Source organism: Aquabacterium sp., assembly GCF_004297345.1.
Taxonomy (GTDB): domain Bacteria; phylum Pseudomonadota; class Gammaproteobacteria; order Burkholderiales; family Burkholderiaceae_C; genus Aquabacterium.
Map to the genome: position 1 here is coordinate 1 of NZ_SCTN01000150.1, position 16,105 is coordinate 16,105.

16 protein-coding genes, 1 tRNA gene and 1 pseudogene are annotated in these 16,105 nt (G+C 62.1%); 7 read left to right on the plus strand and 11 right to left on the minus strand.

Annotation, left to right across the window (positions count from 1 at the left end; genetic code table 11):
* The 3 genes and pseudogenes from EPO09_RS04875 to EPO09_RS04885 all read right to left on the minus strand — a co-directional run.
* A pseudogene (locus tag EPO09_RS04875) lies at positions 1-180 on the minus strand (septation protein A); the annotation flags it as partial.
* 41 nt (positions 181-221) lie between these two features.
* Complete coding sequence (gene msrB / locus EPO09_RS04880) at positions 222-626, minus strand: peptide-methionine (R)-S-oxide reductase MsrB (protein ID WP_290640743.1); 405 nt, start codon at positions 624-626, stop codon at positions 222-224.
* Positions 623-2,179, minus strand: a complete 1,557-nt coding sequence (locus EPO09_RS04885; protein WP_290640745.1) for a YdiU family protein — start codon at positions 2,177-2,179, stop codon at positions 623-625. The genes msrB and EPO09_RS04885 overlap by 4 nt, the downstream gene beginning before the upstream one ends.
* Before the next feature lie 108 nt (positions 2,180-2,287).
* Between EPO09_RS04885 and EPO09_RS04890 the strand changes: the two genes are divergently transcribed.
* Complete coding sequence (locus tag EPO09_RS04890) at positions 2,288-3,130, plus strand: undecaprenyl-diphosphate phosphatase (RefSeq protein WP_290640747.1); 843 nt, start codon at positions 2,288-2,290, stop codon at positions 3,128-3,130.
* 41 nt (positions 3,131-3,171) lie between these two features.
* The gene (locus EPO09_RS04895; protein WP_290640749.1) at positions 3,172-3,996 is read left to right on the plus strand and encodes a ferritin-like domain-containing protein; all 825 of its coding nucleotides are present in this window, start codon (positions 3,172-3,174) and stop codon (positions 3,994-3,996) included.
* A gap of 12 nt (positions 3,997-4,008) precedes the next feature.
* Here the strand turns inward: EPO09_RS04895 and xerD are convergent, their stop codons facing one another.
* Both xerD and EPO09_RS04905 read right to left on the minus strand, forming a co-directional pair.
* Positions 4,009-4,902, minus strand: coding sequence for a site-specific tyrosine recombinase XerD (gene xerD, locus EPO09_RS04900; protein ID WP_290640751.1), 894 nt, complete (start codon positions 4,900-4,902; stop codon positions 4,009-4,011).
* A 1-nt stretch (position 4,903) separates the two neighbouring features.
* A complete protein-coding gene (locus EPO09_RS04905; protein ID WP_290640753.1) occupies positions 4,904-5,554 on the minus strand; it encodes a chalcone isomerase family protein in 651 nt (216 codons plus the stop codon).
* A 207-nt stretch (positions 5,555-5,761) separates the two neighbouring features.
* Here EPO09_RS04905 and trmB point away from each other — a divergent pair, with 207 nt between their 5' ends.
* Positions 5,762-6,562 (plus strand): tRNA (guanosine(46)-N7)-methyltransferase TrmB, encoded by an 801-nt coding sequence (gene trmB, locus EPO09_RS04910; RefSeq protein ID WP_290640755.1) that lies wholly within the window; start codon positions 5,762-5,764, stop codon positions 6,560-6,562.
* A gap of 1,518 nt (positions 6,563-8,080) precedes the next feature.
* On the opposite strand, the gene EPO09_RS04915 is transcribed toward trmB, so the two are convergent.
* From EPO09_RS04915 to EPO09_RS04935, 5 genes are all read right to left on the minus strand, one after another.
* A tRNA-Ser gene (locus EPO09_RS04915) sits at positions 8,081-8,170 on the minus strand.
* A gap of 44 nt (positions 8,171-8,214) precedes the next feature.
* Positions 8,215-9,348 (minus strand): branched-chain amino acid ABC transporter substrate-binding protein, encoded by a 1,134-nt coding sequence (locus EPO09_RS04920; RefSeq protein WP_290640772.1) that lies wholly within the window; start codon positions 9,346-9,348, stop codon positions 8,215-8,217.
* A 64-nt stretch (positions 9,349-9,412) separates the two neighbouring features.
* Positions 9,413-10,015 (minus strand): hypothetical protein, encoded by a 603-nt coding sequence (locus tag EPO09_RS04925; protein WP_290640757.1) that lies wholly within the window; start codon positions 10,013-10,015, stop codon positions 9,413-9,415.
* Positions 10,012-10,446: a DNA polymerase III subunit chi gene (locus EPO09_RS04930; RefSeq protein WP_290640759.1), complete on the minus strand. Its 435-nt coding sequence runs from the start codon at positions 10,444-10,446 to the stop codon at positions 10,012-10,014. Before EPO09_RS04930 ends, EPO09_RS04925 begins: the two co-directional genes overlap by 4 nt.
* A gap of 14 nt (positions 10,447-10,460) precedes the next feature.
* Positions 10,461-12,059, minus strand: a complete 1,599-nt coding sequence (locus EPO09_RS04935) for a leucyl aminopeptidase (RefSeq protein ID WP_290640760.1) — start codon at positions 12,057-12,059, stop codon at positions 10,461-10,463.
* A 42-nt stretch (positions 12,060-12,101) separates the two neighbouring features.
* Between EPO09_RS04935 and lptF the strand changes: the two genes are divergently transcribed.
* From lptF to EPO09_RS04955, 4 genes are read left to right on the plus strand one after another with little or no spacing between them, the layout of a single operon-like run.
* Entirely contained in the window at positions 12,102-13,232 is a 1,131-nt protein-coding gene (gene lptF, locus EPO09_RS04940) for an LPS export ABC transporter permease LptF (protein ID WP_290640762.1), read from the plus strand.
* On the plus strand, positions 13,229-14,392 hold the full coding sequence (gene lptG / locus EPO09_RS04945; RefSeq protein WP_290640764.1) for an LPS export ABC transporter permease LptG: 1,164 nt from the start codon (positions 13,229-13,231) through the stop codon (positions 14,390-14,392). Before lptF ends, lptG begins: the two co-directional genes overlap by 4 nt.
* A gap of 40 nt (positions 14,393-14,432) precedes the next feature.
* Positions 14,433-14,819 carry a CbiX/SirB N-terminal domain-containing protein gene (locus EPO09_RS04950; RefSeq protein WP_290640766.1) on the plus strand — a complete coding sequence of 129 codons (387 nt, stop codon included), beginning with the start codon at positions 14,433-14,435 and terminating at the stop codon, positions 14,817-14,819.
* A 15-nt stretch (positions 14,820-14,834) separates the two neighbouring features.
* On the plus strand, positions 14,835-15,806 hold the full coding sequence (locus tag EPO09_RS04955; RefSeq protein ID WP_290640768.1) for a CysB family HTH-type transcriptional regulator: 972 nt from the start codon (positions 14,835-14,837) through the stop codon (positions 15,804-15,806).
* 28 nt (positions 15,807-15,834) lie between these two features.
* On the opposite strand, the gene EPO09_RS04960 is transcribed toward EPO09_RS04955, so the two are convergent.
* A partial coding sequence (locus EPO09_RS04960; protein WP_290640770.1) for a hypothetical protein occupies positions 15,835-16,105 on the minus strand: 271 nt, incomplete at its 5' end.

A 16,105-nucleotide genomic window follows, 5' to 3' on the forward strand; every position in this document is an offset into this window, starting at 1 on the left:
CGACGCTCTTCCGATCTTCGCCAGCAGCACGGGCGCTTCCGTCACGCCCACCGCGCCACCCGACACGGCAAAACCCAGGTGCTGCGTCATCCAATGCGCGACCAGATCCTTGTGCCCTTCTGCCCACTTGAAGCTGGCAAAGAACAGGATGATGGGCAGCAGGTCGAAAAAGATCTTCATGAGTTGGACGGCCCGATCACCGGGCCGCAAGTTACCGCGATCTACTTGTCGCGCGGCACGAAGTCTAGCGCGGCCGAGTTGATGCAGAAACGCTCACCCGTGGGTTGGGGGCCATCATCAAACACATGGCCCAGGTGCGCCCCGCAGTTCTGGCAGCGCACTTCAACACGGGTCATGCCATGGCTGTGGTCCATCACACGCTCGACAATGCCGTCCTCGGCGGGCTGCCAGTAGCTCGGCCAACCGCAGCCCGCATCGAACTTGGTATCGGACTCGAACAGCTTGGCGCCACAGCAAATGCACTTGTAGGCGCCATCTTCAAAGTGATCCCAGAAGCGGCCGGTGAAGGCGCGCTCGGTCGCCGCCTGGCGAGTAACCTGGTAGTCCATGGGATCGAGCTGGGCACGCCATTCGGCGTCGGTCTTCTTGACTTTGTAGTCGGTCATGATGAGCAGGAAACTTCAATGGCCTGAGCCCAGTCGGGCGGAAAACCTGCATCGGCCTCGGCGCCCGGCTGTTCATCGAACGGCGTTTGCAGAAGCTGATACAGGCGCTGAACCTCACTGTAGTCGCCCTTCTGCGCTTGCTGAATGGCCACTTGCGCCATGTGGTTGCGCAGCACATAGACCGGGTTGACGCGACGCATGCGCACCGCACGCTCTGCATCCACGCTGCCCTCGGCTTTGAGGCGCTCGGCGTACTGCAAGGCCCAGGCATCGAAGGCTGCGCGGTCCAGGAAGAGATCGCGTACCGGCGCGTTAGCGGGATGATCGGGCGCCACATCGCTGCGAAACTCACACAGGCGCCGGAAGGTGATCGTGAAATCGGCCTTGCCCGCAGCCATGGCCTGCAGCAACTCGACAGCCAGCTTGCCGTCATCTTCCTGCTCCGTCTGCAAGCCCAGCTTGGCGCGCCAGCGCGCGCGCATGGCCTGAGGGAAGCGCTGCTCGTAGGTCTGCAGCACGTCGATCACGATCTGGCTGTCGTCCTTGGCCTCGGGGATCAAGGGCAGCAGGGCCTGCGCGAGCGCGCGCAGGTTCCAGTAGCCGATCTGCGGCTGGTTGTTCCACGAGTAGCGCCCCCGGTCATCCGAGTGATTGCAGATGTGGTTGGGATCGAAGGCATCCAGGAAACCAAAAGGCCCGTAATCGATCGTCAGCCCCAGGATGGACATGTTGTCGGTGTTCATCACGCCATGGCAGAACCCGACCGATTGCCAGTGCGCCATCAGTTCAGCCGTACGCGCTACCACCGCGTCCAGCAGGGCCAGGGCACGATTGGGCGAGCTTTGCAACTCGGGGTAGTGGTGAGTGACCACAAAATCAACCAGAGCCTGCAAGGCCTCGTGATGCCCTTCTTCCCCGCTGTGCGCGAAGTGCTCGAAATGCCCGAAGCGGATGAAGCTAGGTGCCACACGTGCCACCACCGCCGCCGTCTCGATGGTCTCTCGACGCACCGGTTGTGGAGAGGCAACCAGGCTCAAGGCCCGCGTGGTGGGGATGCCCAGACCATGCATGGCCTCGCTACACAGGAACTCGCGGATGGATGAGCGCAGCACAGCGCGGCCATCCGCTCGGCGCGAATAGGGTGTCGCACCCGCGCCCTTGAGTTGCACCTCTTGAGGGCCGATCGGGCTATCGAGCTCACCGAGCAACAAAGCACGACCATCGCCCAGTTGCCCGGCCCACACGCCGAATTGATGCCCGCTGTAAACCGAGGCAAAGGGCGACATGCCCGGCCACACGGTGTTACCGCTGAACACATTCAAGGCTTGCTGCCCCTGGTACCAGTCCTCTGGCCAATCCAGATCACGCGCCAGCACCTGATTGAGCACAACCCATTGCGGCATGGGCAAAGCATCGCCCTGCCAGGCAGAGCCCAAGGCCACACCGCGCTCACGCTGAAGTTGCTCGCTCAAACCCGCATAGCGATTGCGCCAGCGATCGGCCTCGGGTGACCACGCAAAGTTCTGTAAATGGGAATGGGGTACGGCAGACATGTGGCGCAGTTTAGACAAGCCCCCCTGTCCCTGGGGCCAGCCGGGCTAATACCCATCTGCGGCCTGCCCTAAGATGCGGCACCCATTGACTCTTGCAGGATGCCAGCCATGGATATGGTGCTGTTCATGAAGTCCGCCCTCATGGGCATCGTGGAGGGCCTCACGGAGTTCCTGCCCATCTCGAGCACAGGTCACCTGATCCTGGCCGACTCCTTGCTGGAGTTCGCGCGCGCAACTGGATCGGACAAAGCCAAGGTCTTCGAGATCGCCATCCAGACCGGCGCCATCTTTGCGGTGATTCTGGTCTACATGCAACGCATCAAGGACACCCTCGCCGGCATGTTCTCTGATCCCAAGGCACAACGCTTCACCATCAACGTGCTCATCGGCTTCCTGCCCGCTGCGATCATGGGGCTGGCTGTGGGCAAGATCGTGAAGGCGCACCTGTTCACACCGACCGTGGTCGCCACCACCTTCATCCTGGGTGGCGTGATCATCCTGATTGCCGAGCGCTTTGCCGCGCAGCGCCCACAACAGCGCGTTGAAACCGTGGACGACATGACGCCCATGGACGCCATCAAGGTGGGCCTGATTCAGTGCCTGGCGCTGATCCCCGGCACCAGCCGCTCCGGCTCCACCATCATCGGCGGCATGCTGATGGGCCTGTCGCGCAAAGCTGCAACGGACTACAGCTTCTTCCTGGGCATCCCCACCCTGGTCGGCGCCGGCGCCTACAGCCTTTACAAGGACCGCGCCCTGCTCTCCGCCGATGACCTGCCCCTGTTCAGCGTCGGCCTGGTGTTTGCCTTCCTGTCCGCCTGGATCTGCGTGCGCTGGTTGATCCGCTATGTGTCCAGCCACAACTTCATCCCCTTCGCGTGGTACCGCATCGCTTTCGGGATCTTCATTCTGGTATCGGCGAACATGGGCTGGGTGGTCTGGGCGGACTAAGCCCCAGCCGAATCGATACGGCTCAGGCGCAAAATAGCGGGATGCGCCTGAGACACCAAGCACTGCAGATCCTGCTGATCTGCGATCCCCAAGCCAAGGCCACCGCCACATTGGCCCTGCGAACGGCCTACGTTCAAGCTCACCCGACTGCAGACCTCGACGAGGCCGAGCGCCAGGAATCCCTTGAACTGCACGCCGATCAGGCGCCATCCATGCCCGGGCGCCCTGCCCGGCCCGCGCTGGTATCGGCCACACGGGTACCCTCCCGCTCGCCGTTCACGCCAGAAGGCCGGGCCGCCCTGCTCCACGCCATCTGCCACATCGAATTCAACGCCATCAACCTGGCGCTGGACGCCGTCTGGCGCTTTGCAGGCATGCCTGCCGCGTTCTATGCCGACTGGCTACAGGTCGCCGCGGAAGAGGCCGAGCACTTCACGCTGCTGCGCACGCATCTGCAAACGCTGGGGGCCGATTACGGCGATTTCGATGCACACGACGGCCTGTGGACCATGTGCGAAAGAACCAAGGATGACATCCTGGCGCGCATGGCCCTGGTACCTCGCACACTGGAAGCCCGAGGGCTGGACGCCACGCCACTGATACAAGACAAGCTGACACGCGCCGGCGATCATCAGGCCGTGGCCATTCTGGACATCATCCTGCGCGACGAAGTGGGCCACGTGGCCATCGGCAACCGCTGGTTCCACCATCTGTGCCAGGAACGTGGGCTGGATGCCCTCAGCCTCTACCCACAACTGGTCAAGCAATACGACGCCCCTCGCATGCGGCCACCCTTCAATGAAGCGGCCCGCAAGGCAGCCGGCTTCACCGACGACGAACTGGCCTTCCTGCTGGGCGTGGACTGAAGCCGAAAGCGATCACCCTCTGGGGTGATGCTGAGCATGCAACTGCCGCAAGCGCTCGCGCGCCACGTGCGTGTAGACCTGCGTGGTCGAGATATCGGCGTGCCCCAGAAGCATCTGCACCACGCGCAGATCGGCGCCATGGTTCAGAAGGTGCGTGGCAAATGCATGGCGCAAGGTGTGTGGCGACAAGGGCTGCGTGATGCCTGCCAGCATGGCGTACTTCTTGATGAGCTTCCAGAACATCTGGCGGGTCATCGGGCCGCCACGCCCCGTCACAAACAAGGCATCGCTGACCTGGTTGCCCAGGATCATCCCCCGGCCCTGGCTGAGATACCGCGCCAGCCACTCGCCCGCCTCGGCCCCAAAGGGCACCAGACGCTCCTTGCTGCCTTTGCCCATGATGCGCAGCACACCTTCATTCATGCCAACGTGCACAGACTTCAACTCGACCAGTTCGCTGACCCGCAAGCCGCTGGCGTAGAGCAACTCCAGCATGGCCCTGTCTCGCAATCCGATGAACTCGTGGATATCGGGCGCCCCCAGCAAAGCCTCGACCTGATGCTCACTGAGCGTGCCGGGCAAACGCAAGCGCTGGCGCGGTGTGTCCATGCGCACAGTGGGATCAGCGGTGCACAGGCTCTCGCGCACCGCCCAACGGTAGAAACGCCGAAACACACTCAAGCGCCGCCCCGCAGAGGAAGGCTGGGACGCAGCATGGCGCGCCGTGGCATAACCCTGCAAATCTGGCTCGGTGGCCGTGACCAAGGTGTGCCCCTGCTTTTGCGCGGTCAGCCATTGCGCAAGGCCTTGCAGATCTCGCCGATATGCGGCCAGCGTATTGCTGCTCAAACCATCCTCCAGCCAGAGCGCATCAATGAAGCGATCCAGATGAGGGTCGTCCGACAACTCAGTAGCCTCCACGCAGCAAGCCCTCCCTCATGCGACGGTCCACCGGATACTCGCCCACAAAGATCTTGAGCACGGCTCGATACAGGTCATCGCCGGCCACCGCTGCCCCCACTGCTTTGTCATTGACGCGCAAATGCACGCCCTTGTCGGGAATGAAGTCGAGATCCAGCACGTCACCGGACTTGAGATCGCCCACGCTGTCGATCAGGGCAGCCAGCCTGGAGAGGCGATCGCCCAACTTGGCCAGTACCTCAGGCGGTTCATGATCCTCGATTCGCCCTGTCAGCGACTTGGTGAGCTCGTGGCTGGGCGCATCGAGCATGATCTTCAGGCGAATGCGCTTGGGGCCTTGCATGGCCAGCAGTTGGCCCGCATCCTTGCTGGGCGCGGCCACATACAAACCAGCCACAAAAGCCTTCACCCAGGCGACGCCGCGCAAGCCCAGACCATTGAGGCGCAGCGTGCGATCACCCAGCACGGTCGATTCCTCGAAGCGCTGCCCTTCCAGTGAGGGCATGCGCACTTCGGCAGTTGCTGCCTGCGCGCAAGCTGGCAAGCCGATCCCAGCCGACAAGCCCGCCAGCATGGCCGCCATGCCCGCCTGCCGAAGCAAACGCATCATCCACATCACCTTCATTGCTTTGTGCATCGCACCCTCGTTAACCGCCCGACTGCCGCCATGTCTCGGCCGTCCAGGCATGTTGCCATGTGCCGCATATGGGGGCGAACACAGGGTCATGCAAGCTCCAACGCCTGGAAAAGCACGGCGGCTGACAAGCCCCCCCGTGTCTGGACGTAAAGCTTTGTCTGATGCGCCGAAAGGACCACCCCAGCCACCCCGACTAAAATCCACGGCATGCAAGACAGTAACCGCCCCCTGGACGCCGAAGACGGCCTCCCCGACGCTGCGACAGCCAGCGCCCCGACCGACGCCGTTGAAGCCCATTCCGGCCAAATTGACGGGCCAGACCTGGGCAACCTGCCCCCGCACGCCCGCACCATTCGCAGCTACGTGATGCGCGCCGGCCGTACCACCGAGGCGCAAGCCAAGGCACTGGCGGAACTGGGCCCACGCTTCCTGATGCCCTATCAGGAGCAGTTGCTGGACTTCCCTGCCACGTTCGGCCGCACGGCCCCTGTGGTACTGGAAATCGGCTTCGGCATGGGTGACGCCACAGCCAAGATTGCCGAAGGCCAACCCGACACGGATTACATCGGCTGCGAGGTTCATGAACCCGGCGTGGGCGCCCTGCTCAAGCAGATTGGCGACCGTGGCCTGAGCAATCTGCGGGTGATCCGCCACGATGCCGTCATGGTGCTGGAAAACATGATCCCTCCAGGCTCGCTGGCTGGCATCCACATCTTCTTCCCGGATCCATGGCACAAGAAGCGCCACAACAAGCGCCGCCTGATCCAGTCACCTCTGGTAGCCAAGCTGGTGACGCATCTGGCCCCCGGTGGCTATCTGCACTGCGCCACCGACTGGGAGCCCTACGCCCAGCAAATGCTGGAGGTGCTCGGAGCCGAACCCACCCTGGTCAACACGGCCGAAGGCTATGCAGAAAAGCCTGCCTACCGCCCCCTGACCAAGTTCGAAAACCGTGGACTGAAGCTGGGCCACGGGGTGTGGGATCTGGTGTTCCGCAAAAAGGCCTGAGGCCTTGATCGCATCGGCCAAGAAAAAACCCGCAGGTCCGAAGGACCGGCGGGCGCAAAGCGCAACGCTGTCATCACGATGCACTACCGGCTCAGGGAGGTAAAGCCGGGCCTTGAATCAAGGCAAGTGCATGGTAGCGCTTTTGTAATACCCCTGCAATTTGTAGCCTTACAGAACGAATGATCGTGTGACTTGCTTCACTCAAAAGAAGCACACGCCAAGCCTCGCACATCGCTGTGGCTGCCTTCTCCCATGCGGCCTTCTCCGTACCGTGCGTCTGGTGGCGACGCCATGGACTAGGCCGCCAAAGAAGCCCGCAAGGCTCAAGCAGCAGCTTCCAGTGAGACAGGAGCGTTTAAGAAATCGGAATCAGGACCCTGAAGACATACTTTTCAGGACGCTAGTTCGAGAAATTGCATAACCGTTCGTGGGCACCGTCCCTGTACGGGAGAACGATGAAACTTGCTTGACTGAGAAGCCACTTCCCGTGTCACGCCAGTTTGTGATTGTCTCGGTTGTCGTCGTTCCTGCGGAGTTTGTCCAGACCAAAGTTGATTGAATCTTGGCTGTGGAGAAAGTCCCTACCCCCGGAATCGTCACAGACTCCAAGCCCATAACCTGACCACTATGGGTGTAGCTGGTGGGGGCCGTCGTTCCGCATGTTTCTGAGTACTGGGTAGTCCAAGTTTCGCCCACAAAAAATGGATTGGGGGCTCCGCCTGAGTATGGACTGAACGTGCATGTCGTCGTTGAGCCGCCAGAAGAGCTGCTGTGAACAGTCGTCAAAGTCTGATGCGAGGCGTTGTGCGTGGAAATGGTTGTGCCAACCGAATAAACCGTCCCGCCCACAGTAACCGAGTTGTTGTTTGGGTCCGTCTCCGTAGATTGAAAGGACCCATCAGCATTGACAGAATCAATGGTGTCCTTCGCAGTCTCATTGATCGTGTTTTGTGAGTTGTCTATTGTTGAGATGCTGTAGACCCGAGAGCTACCGACCACCGGCGTAGCGGCTGTGTATGTGCTTGGTGAAGCGCCCGACCCCTCATTGGAAGAACCAGATGAGCCACCACCGCCGCAGCCAACAAGGCAAGCCGCAAGGGCCACAACGGTCATATACGAATGAAACGGCAAATGGTTCACTTGTCCTCCTGAAGTCGGTGTGTGTAAGCCTTGCTATCTGCACAGGCGTGCCCGAATGCTACGAGGACCACAACGCCCCATGAGCGCCAAGCGGCCCTCAATGGGGGGATGGGGTAGGTAAAGTTTTATGTTGCTACGCAACGGATGACCAGAGGTAATCCCAACTGGAGCTCCAGGTGCGCAATCTCGCAGCCTCGCTGCTAGTGGCCCTGGTCCTGCTGCTATTGGCAGCGAACAGCGCTTTCTAGCCGTCCCCTAGGCCTCCTCGGACATGAACCCTGAGGAAGTCCAACGTTGGGGAAAAGCGTGGGGGAAATGAGAAAAGCCCCAGAATCGCAAGCCATTGATTTGACTGGGATTTTGGGGCTCTCAAGTTCCTGGCGGAGAGGGCGGGATTCGAACCCGCGGTAGGGATTAACCTACACACGCTTTCCAGGCGTGCGACTTAAACCGCTCATCCACCTCTCCGAAGCCCGCTATTGTAGCAAGGTTTCGGGCCATTTCCGAACCAATCAGTTCAAAGGCACCTTCTTGCCTTCTTTGTAGCTATACAGCGTCATGGCCGGGTTCTTGAGTTCGCCGTTCGGTTCGAACATCACCTTGGCGGTCACGCCCTGGTAGTTGGTCTCGACCAGCTTGGGGCCGTACACCTTCGGGTCGACCGAGTTGGCGCGCTTCATGGCATCTACCAGCACCATGGTGGCGTCATACGTGTAGGGTGAATAGACTTGGAACTGCTTGGGGAACTTGGCCTCATAGCGCGCACGCCAGGCCTTGCCGGCAGGCAACTTGTCCAGCGAGGCTCCCCCCACGGCGCACACCACGTTGGCCAGGGTTTTAGCACCACTGGAGAGCTCCATCAGCTTGTCTGTGCAGATGCCGTCACCACCGAACAGGTAGGCCTTGTTCAAACCAAGCTGCTGCATCTGGCGCAGCATCGGGCCGGCTTGCGGGTCCATGCCGCCAAAGAAGATGCCATCGGGCTTCTTGGACTTGATGGCAGTAAGGATGGCGCTGAAGTCCACCGCCTTGTCGTTCGTGTACTGCTGGCTGACCACCTCGATGCCGCGCTCTTTGGCCACCTTGGCAAACACTTCAGAGACGCCCTTGCCGTACGCGGTGCGGTCATCAATGATCGCGACCTTCTTGAGCTTGAGCGTGTCTGCCGCGTAGTTGGCCAGGCCGGCACCCAAAGCCAGGTCGTTGGCCAGCAGACGGAACACGTTCTTGTAGCCCAGCGTGGTCAGCTCGGGGTTGGTGGCCGACGGTGTGACCATGGGCAGACCACATTGGTTGTAGACCTTGGACGCAGGGATCGTCGTACCGGAGTTCAGGTGACCGACCACGCCGTTGACTTTGGCATCACACAGCTTTTGTGCGGCAGCCGTGCCTTGCTTGGGATCGGCGGCGTCGTCTTCGGCCACCAGTTCGAACGTGACCTTCTTGCCGCCAATCGTCAGCTTCTGGGCGTTGAGCTCATCCACGGCCATGCGTGCACCGTTTTCATTGTCCCGGCCGTAGTGCGCCTGGGCGCCGGATACAGGGCCGACATGGCCGATCTTGACCACGGTTTGGGCTTGAGCAGCGGGCGCCGTCAAAGTGGCGACAACAGCAGCAACCAATGCCACGCGCGCTTGAACAGACAGTACAGATCCAGACATCAGGTCTACCTCAAAACTGATTGGTTGGAAACAAACAAGGGGCCGAAGCTCAGCGTTGCCGCAGCTTGGCGATTTCTTGTGTGACAGAGCGGGCCACCACGTCTCGCATGGTGCGGCTGAGTTCTTCGCGCAGGTCGCGCACCAGCGCTTCGCTGTGCTTGGCCAGAATGGGGCCCATGGCCTCTTTCAGGCGGAAGTCCAGCATGCCGTCGATCTGGCGCTGCACATCGGTCAGCACGCGTTGCGCCAACTGGGCTTCGTTGATTTCAGGCAGCACGGGCTCGGCCAGCACAGGCGCGGATGCCGGCAATGCCACCTGCGCAACCTGTGGCGCTGTCCTGGCAGCAGGCTCGGGCGGTGCCACCACGGCATTCAGCACGGGCAGATCGGCCAAGGACACCATCGAAGGATTGCGGACGGACTCCAGCGAAGGCACGACCACCGTGGTCATCGGTGACCAGGTTTCGCGCTGCTGGCTGGTCATCAGGCCGCCCGTCACAATGGGTGCAGCCTCCGGCGTGCCCTGGCTAGGGGCATCTGGTCTCGGGGCACTGTTCAAACCATCACCACGCACCGGCGCTGGCGACAGCAGTTCGATGACCTCGGTCAGCGTCGGCACCTGGGCCGGATTGGGTTGGGCAGCGGCACTCATTCCTTGACCTCATGCGGTTGAACCTGCCAACCCATGGCGGCATAGGCTTTCCAGCGCTGGCGACCCAGTTGCCGGTCATCGGGCGCGCTGCTGACGATGTCGAACAGGCGCGGAAAGCGCTCCATGCCAGCTGGCATCTCCTGGCCCACGTTGACCAGGATGCTGCGCTCGCCCGGCGCGGCAGCCGGATCAACCGACAGCCAGATCGGCGTTTCATGCTGACGCGGCGGCACGGGCTGATTGGGTACAGCCATCACGTGTGGCAGGAACTCCTGGTCATCGAACACCCATAACTGCTTGTCCAGCGTGCGCAGCGTGGCTGCGTCGCCGGTCACGACAACCTGTGCGCCGGCCTTGTAGGCCTTGCGCAGCAGGCGGCAGGCGTACGACAGCTTGTCGCCCACACCGTGATGAAACTCAACCTTGCCCATGCCAGTGCTCACCCTCAGGCTTTTGCAGCGGCTTTGCGGGCCGGCGCTTTGCGAGCGGTCTTGCCTGCCACTTTGCGAGCTGTTTTACCCGCGGTGGCTTTGCCCTGCGCCTTGGCTGTCTTGGCCAACTGGGGCGCAATGGCATCCTTGCCCGCGGCGGCCTGGTTCAGGATGAACTGCGTCAGCAGGCCAACCGGGCGACCTGTCCCGCCCTTGGCGCCACCGGACTTCCAGGCCGAGCCTGCGATATCCAGGTGAGCCCAGCGGTAGGCTTTCGTGAACTTGCTGAGGAACACGGCCGCCGTGATGGCGCCACCTTCGCGTCCCCCCACATTACCCAGATCGGCAAAGTTGCTCTTGAGCGACTCGCCGTACTCTTCGTCCAGTGGCATGCGCCAGGCGGTGTCCAGCGACTGTTGCCCTGCTTCCAGCAAGGCGCCAGCCAGTTGCTCGTCGGCCGAGAACAGGCCGCTGTGCACGTTACCCAGGGCCACCACGCAGGCGCCAGTCAGGGTGGCGATGTCCACCACGGCAGCAGGCTTGAAGCGCTCTGCATACGTCAGGGCATCGCACAGAATCAGGCGGCCTTCGGCGTCGGTATTGAGCACCTCGATGGTCTGGCCAGACATGCTCGTGACCACATCACCCGGCTTGGTCGATGAGCCGCTGGGCATGTTTTCGCAGGTCGGGATCAGGCCGACCAGGTTGATCTTGGGCTTGAGTTCGGCCACGGCGCGGAAGGTGCCCAGCACGCTGGCAGCGCCGCCCATGTCGAACTTCATCTCGTCCATGCCCGCACCGGGCTTGATCGAAATGCCGCCTGTATCGAATGTGATGCCCTTGCCGACCAGCACCACAGGTGCTTGCGAAGCGGCAGCACCCTGGTAGCGCAAGATGATGAAGCGCGGAGGCTGGGCCGAACCGTTGGACACGGACAGGAAGGAGCCCATGCCCAGCTTTTCGATGGCGCGGCGGTCCAGCACCTCAGCCTTGATGTGCTTGAACTCGCGCGACAGGCGCTTGGCTTCGTTGCCCAGATGGGTAGGCGTGCAGTAGTTGCCTGGCAGGTTGCCCAGTTCGCGGCCCAGGGCCACACCCTCGGCCACGGCCTGGCCTTGTGCCAGCCCCGCCTTCACGGCAGCGGCATCCGCCTGGGTGGACACTACCGTCACCTTTTTGAGCGCACCAGCCTTGGACGCGCTGGGCTTGGTGTGGCGGTACACATAAGTGGCATCAGCCACACCCAGTGCCAGGGCCTTGGCATGGTCTGCCGACAGGGCCAGGCCCTTGCCTGACGCCACAGCCACATGCGCGGCACCCAGCTCCTTTACCTGTGCCAAGCCCTTGACCACGGCGGCCTTGTAGGATTTGGGCTTGGCATCTGCCGCAGCCAGCAACACCAGGCGAGCCGCCTTCACGCCTGCAGGACGATGGATATACAGTGCGCGGCCCGCCTTCAGGGCGAAATCATCGGCCGCCACGGCGTCCTTGATCAATTTATCGAGCACTGCATCGCCCGTAACGGCCTGATCGCTGGTCAGAACCAGCAGCAGTGCGTCAGCGTTGACCTGAGACAGAGCGGGCCCTTCGGCCACGGTGGAGCGGTAGTCCATGCAGTGCAAGTCCATAATGGACGGATTGATTTGATCTGACCAATGTTATTCGATTCCTCCGTGCGCCGTGAACTCTGGCGCAGCTTTATCGGCACGCTCGTCGTGCTGCTGACCGTGGTCCTGACCATGGTGCTCATCCGCATCCTGGGCCAGGCCACGAAAGGTGCCTTTGCGCCGGCTGACGTCAGCCTGGTGCTCAGCTACACCGTGATCGGCCAATTGCCCATCCTGATCGCACTGGCTTTGTTCGTGGCCGTGGTGTCCGTGCTCAGCCGTTTGTGGCGCGACAGCGAGATGGTGGTGTGGCAGGCCAGTGGTGCACGGCAGTTCAATTTCGTGGCGCCGCTGCTGCGCATGGCCTGGCCCGTGTTGGCCGTGGTGGCGTTTTCCACGCTGGTGGCCCGCCCCTGGGCCCAAAGCCAGACGCAGGTGCTCAAATACCGCTTCGAGAAGCGCTCGGACATGGCGCGCGTCTCGCCCGGGCAGTTCCAGACGTCCAGCGACGGCAAGCGCGTGTTCTTCATCGACAGCCACAGCGACGGCCAGCACACAGGCAAGAACGTCTTCATGGTGTTGACGGACAAAGGCCAGGAGTCCGTGGTCACGGCGCGTGAAGGGCAATTGCGGGTGGACAAGGAGTCTCGCTACCTGGTGCTCAACCAGGGCGAACGCACCCAAACCGACCTGACGACCGGCGACAAGACGCTGTCGAAGTTCGAGGCCGCGCGCATTCTGGTCGGCGAAGTGGTGGATCCGCAAAAGCTGGCACCGGACGTGCGATCTCTGTCCACACACGCCTTGCTGGGCCTGCACAACAACAAGGACGCGGCGGGTGAACTGAACTGGCGCTTCGGCCTCGTCTGGGCCGCCTTGAACATGGTGCTCGCGGGGCTCAGCCTGGCGGCCGGCAACGCCCGACGCAACAGCAACTGGAATCTCGTTTACGCCCTGCTGGTTTTCGTCGTGTACTTCAACCTGCTGAGCCTCAGCCAGAACTGGGTTGTGCAGGGCAAGCTGGGCTGGCTCACTGGGCTGCTGCTGGTGCATGGCGGCCTGACGCTGGGCGCCTTGGCTGTCATCTGGTGGCGTGATGGTGCCTTGCTGCCCGGGCAATCGGTTGCGCGCAAGACCGGCCCGGCTGCCCGACTCAAGACAAAGGGGAGCCAAGCATGAACACCGTTCGCAGGCTGATCTTCCGATCGGTGATCTCCCACGTGGGCTTCGTCATCCTGGCCTTCTCTGCCCTCTTCTTCTTCATCGACTTCGTTGAAGAACTGCAAGACGTGGGTCGACACCAATACCGTCTGGTCGATGCCCTGTGGACCTGCCTGCTCCTGCAGGGCGCCCACTTTTACGACCTCTTCCCCATCGCCTTGCTGATCGGCAGCATCCTGGCGCTGGCCCGCATGGCGCAAACATCCGAGTTCACCATCTTGCGCACTGGCGGCCTGGGCCCAGGGCGGGCACTGGGCTTGCTGGGTGTGTTGGGCGTATCAGCGGCCATGATCATGGTGTTCGTCGGCAACTGGTACGTGCCCTGGTCGGAAGCGCAACTGGCCCTGCATCGCGCCAAATTCAGTTCCCGGCAAGGGCTGAACCTGGGGCATGGCGGCACCTGGTTGCGTGAGCGCCGGGAAGTCCCCGGATCGGGCTTCCACAACATCACGGTCAATGTGGGCGCAGCCAACAGCCAGGGCGAATTTGCGCACGTTCGGATATTCGAGTTCGATGCGCAAGGACGTTTGATCCGACGTATTGCAGCCGAGAAGGTCCATGTTGAAGCGCTGGGCAATGCCACCGCCAGAGGCTCGATCTGGCACATGGAAAACGTACTGGACACCCGCTGGACATCTCACGACATGGTCGGCGAGCAAGCCGTGCTGGAGGGCAGCAAGATCATTGCCGAGACACGCCCGCTGACCATGGACTGGCAAAGCAGCCTGACGCCGCTGGTGGTCTCCGCCTCCGTGCTGCCACCCGAAACCATGTCTACCGCAGCACTGTGGCGCTACACGCAGCATCTGGCCACCAACGCCCAGGCAGCTCAACGCTACGAGATCGAGTTCTGGAAGAAGACCTTCTACCCGCTGGTCTGCATGGTGATGGTGGCCCTGGCGCTGCCGTTTGCCTACCTGCATGCACGCAGTGGGGGCATGAGCCTCAAGATCTTCGGCGGCATCATGCTGGGCATCAGCTTCGTGCTGATCAACCACATCTCCAGCCACCTGGGCCTGTTGCATCAGTGGCAGCCCTGGTTGGCTGCTGCGGCACCCAGCGCGATCTACCTGCTGCTGTCGATGTCGGCCTTCGTCTGGCTGGTGCGTTATCGCTGACGATGGCATCAAGCCTCCATCACCACAAGAGATACACCTCATGAACCGATCCGGCATCCTGCTGTTTGCCCATGGCGCACGCGACCCGGCCTGGGCTCGCCCCTTCGAAACTGTGGCAGACCGACTGCGTGAACGTGCCGCGGCCAGTGGCGACGAGGTCGAACTCGCCTACCTGGAGTTCATGTCACCCAGCATAGCCAAAGCCGCCTCGGACCTGGTTCGCAAAGGCTGCACCCGTATCACGGTTGTGCCTTTGTTCCTGGGGGCCGGCGGTCATGTGCGCAAGGACATCCCCCAACTGCTCGAAGACATGAGCCGCCAACATCCCGATGTGCGTTGGGTATTGAGCCAGGCTGTCGGCGAGACGGATGTGCTGATCCAAGGCCTCGTGGATGCCGCCTGGCAGCTCGCACAGCCGGAAGACTGATCGGGAGCCATCGTCATGAACCTGCACCAGTTCCGCTTTGTCTATGAGGCTGCACGCCGCAACCTCAATCTGACGGAAACCGCCAAGGCCCTGCACACCTCGCAGCCCGGCATTTCCAAGGCCATCATGGAACTGGAAGAGGAACTGGGCGTAGACATCTTCGTTCGCCACGGCAAACGCCTCAAGCGCGTAACGGAGCCCGGCCAGCAAGTGCTGCAGTCCATCGACATCATCCTGCGCGAACTGGGGAATCTGCGGCGCATTGGCGATGAATACGCCATGCAGGATGCAGGCACCCTGTCGATCGCCACTACGCATACGCAAGCCCGCTACGTGTTGCCGGAGCCGGTCGCGGCCTTGCGCAAGAAGTTCCCGAAGGTGTCGGTCAGCCTGCATCAAGGCACGCCCGAGCAAGTCGCGCAAATGGTGTTGGACGAAACCGCCGACATCGGCCTGGCCACGGAATCGCTCAGCGATTTCTCGGAACTGGTCACCCTGCCCTGCTACGAATGGCAGCACGTGGTGGTGATGCCGGCCTCGCATCCGCTGACGCAGGTACCACGCCTCACGCTGGAGCAACTGGCCGCCGAGCCGCTGATCTCGTATCACCCGTCATTCACGGGCCGCAAGCGCATCGACCAGGCCTTTGCCCAGCGAGGCCTGACGCCCAATGTGGTGCTGGAAGCCATCGATGCCGACGTGATCAAGACCTACACCCGTCTGGGCCTGGGCATAGGGCTGGTGGCGGAGATGGCCGTCAAGGACGACCCGATGATGAGCACACCGGGCAGCGAACTGGTCTGGCGCCCTGTAGGCCATCTGTTCGGGCCCAATATGGCGCGCCTGGCTTTCAAGCGCGGCGCCTATCTGCGTCAGTTCGTGCTGGCGTTTGCCGAGCTGATCTCGGATCGATTGACGCGCGCCTTGATCATGCAGGCCATGCAATCGCCCAACAACCACCAGGGCGACGGCGATTACGGTTTGTAAGTGGCCCCATAGCGGCCCGCAGGCCAGCTCAACCCTGGCGATCAGGGGGCTGCGGGGCCTGCAGATCCTCAAGGTGCAGATCCAGGCTGATGCTGGGGCTGACCTCCGGTTGAGCCTTGATCGGGCGCGTTGCCATCAAGGGCTCGATGATGGCGTTGTGGCGCACAGGCTCAGCCGGCTCAACGCCCGAGACATCGGTAACCGGCAAGAGCAGGTCCACGCTGTGGCGATCGCCCGTGTCGCGCTCAGCCAGATCGCGCGCCACGGCGTAGAGAAACAGCAGTTCGCGATAGGCAGGC

Excerpts from the sequence above, each read along its gene's own strand:
- msrB (WP_290640743.1), bottom strand. The coding sequence starts at position 626 with ATGACCGACTACAAAGTCAAGAAGACCGACGCCGAATGGCGTGCCCAG.
- EPO09_RS04885 (WP_290640745.1), bottom strand. The coding sequence starts at position 2,179 with ATGTCTGCCGTACCCCATTCCCATTTACAGAACTTTGCGTGGTCACCC.
- EPO09_RS04890 (WP_290640747.1), top strand. The coding sequence starts at position 2,288 with ATGGATATGGTGCTGTTCATGAAGTCCGCCCTCATGGGCATCGTGGAG.
- EPO09_RS04895 (WP_290640749.1), top strand. The coding sequence starts at position 3,172 with ATGCGCCTGAGACACCAAGCACTGCAGATCCTGCTGATCTGCGATCCC.
- EPO09_RS04905 (WP_290640753.1), bottom strand. The coding sequence starts at position 5,554 with ATGCACAAAGCAATGAAGGTGATGTGGATGATGCGTTTGCTTCGGCAG.
- trmB (WP_290640755.1), top strand. The coding sequence starts at position 5,762 with ATGCAAGACAGTAACCGCCCCCTGGACGCCGAAGACGGCCTCCCCGAC.
- EPO09_RS04925 (WP_290640757.1), bottom strand. The coding sequence starts at position 10,015 with ATGAGTGCCGCTGCCCAACCCAATCCGGCCCAGGTGCCGACGCTGACC.
- EPO09_RS04930 (WP_290640759.1), bottom strand. The coding sequence starts at position 10,446 with ATGGGCAAGGTTGAGTTTCATCACGGTGTGGGCGACAAGCTGTCGTAC.
- EPO09_RS04935 (WP_290640760.1), bottom strand. The coding sequence starts at position 12,059 with ATGGACTACCGCTCCACCGTGGCCGAAGGGCCCGCTCTGTCTCAGGTC.
- lptF (WP_290640762.1), top strand. The coding sequence starts at position 12,102 with ATGTTATTCGATTCCTCCGTGCGCCGTGAACTCTGGCGCAGCTTTATC.
- lptG (WP_290640764.1), top strand. The coding sequence starts at position 13,229 with ATGAACACCGTTCGCAGGCTGATCTTCCGATCGGTGATCTCCCACGTG.
- EPO09_RS04950 (WP_290640766.1), top strand. The coding sequence starts at position 14,433 with ATGAACCGATCCGGCATCCTGCTGTTTGCCCATGGCGCACGCGACCCG.
- EPO09_RS04955 (WP_290640768.1), top strand. The coding sequence starts at position 14,835 with ATGAACCTGCACCAGTTCCGCTTTGTCTATGAGGCTGCACGCCGCAAC.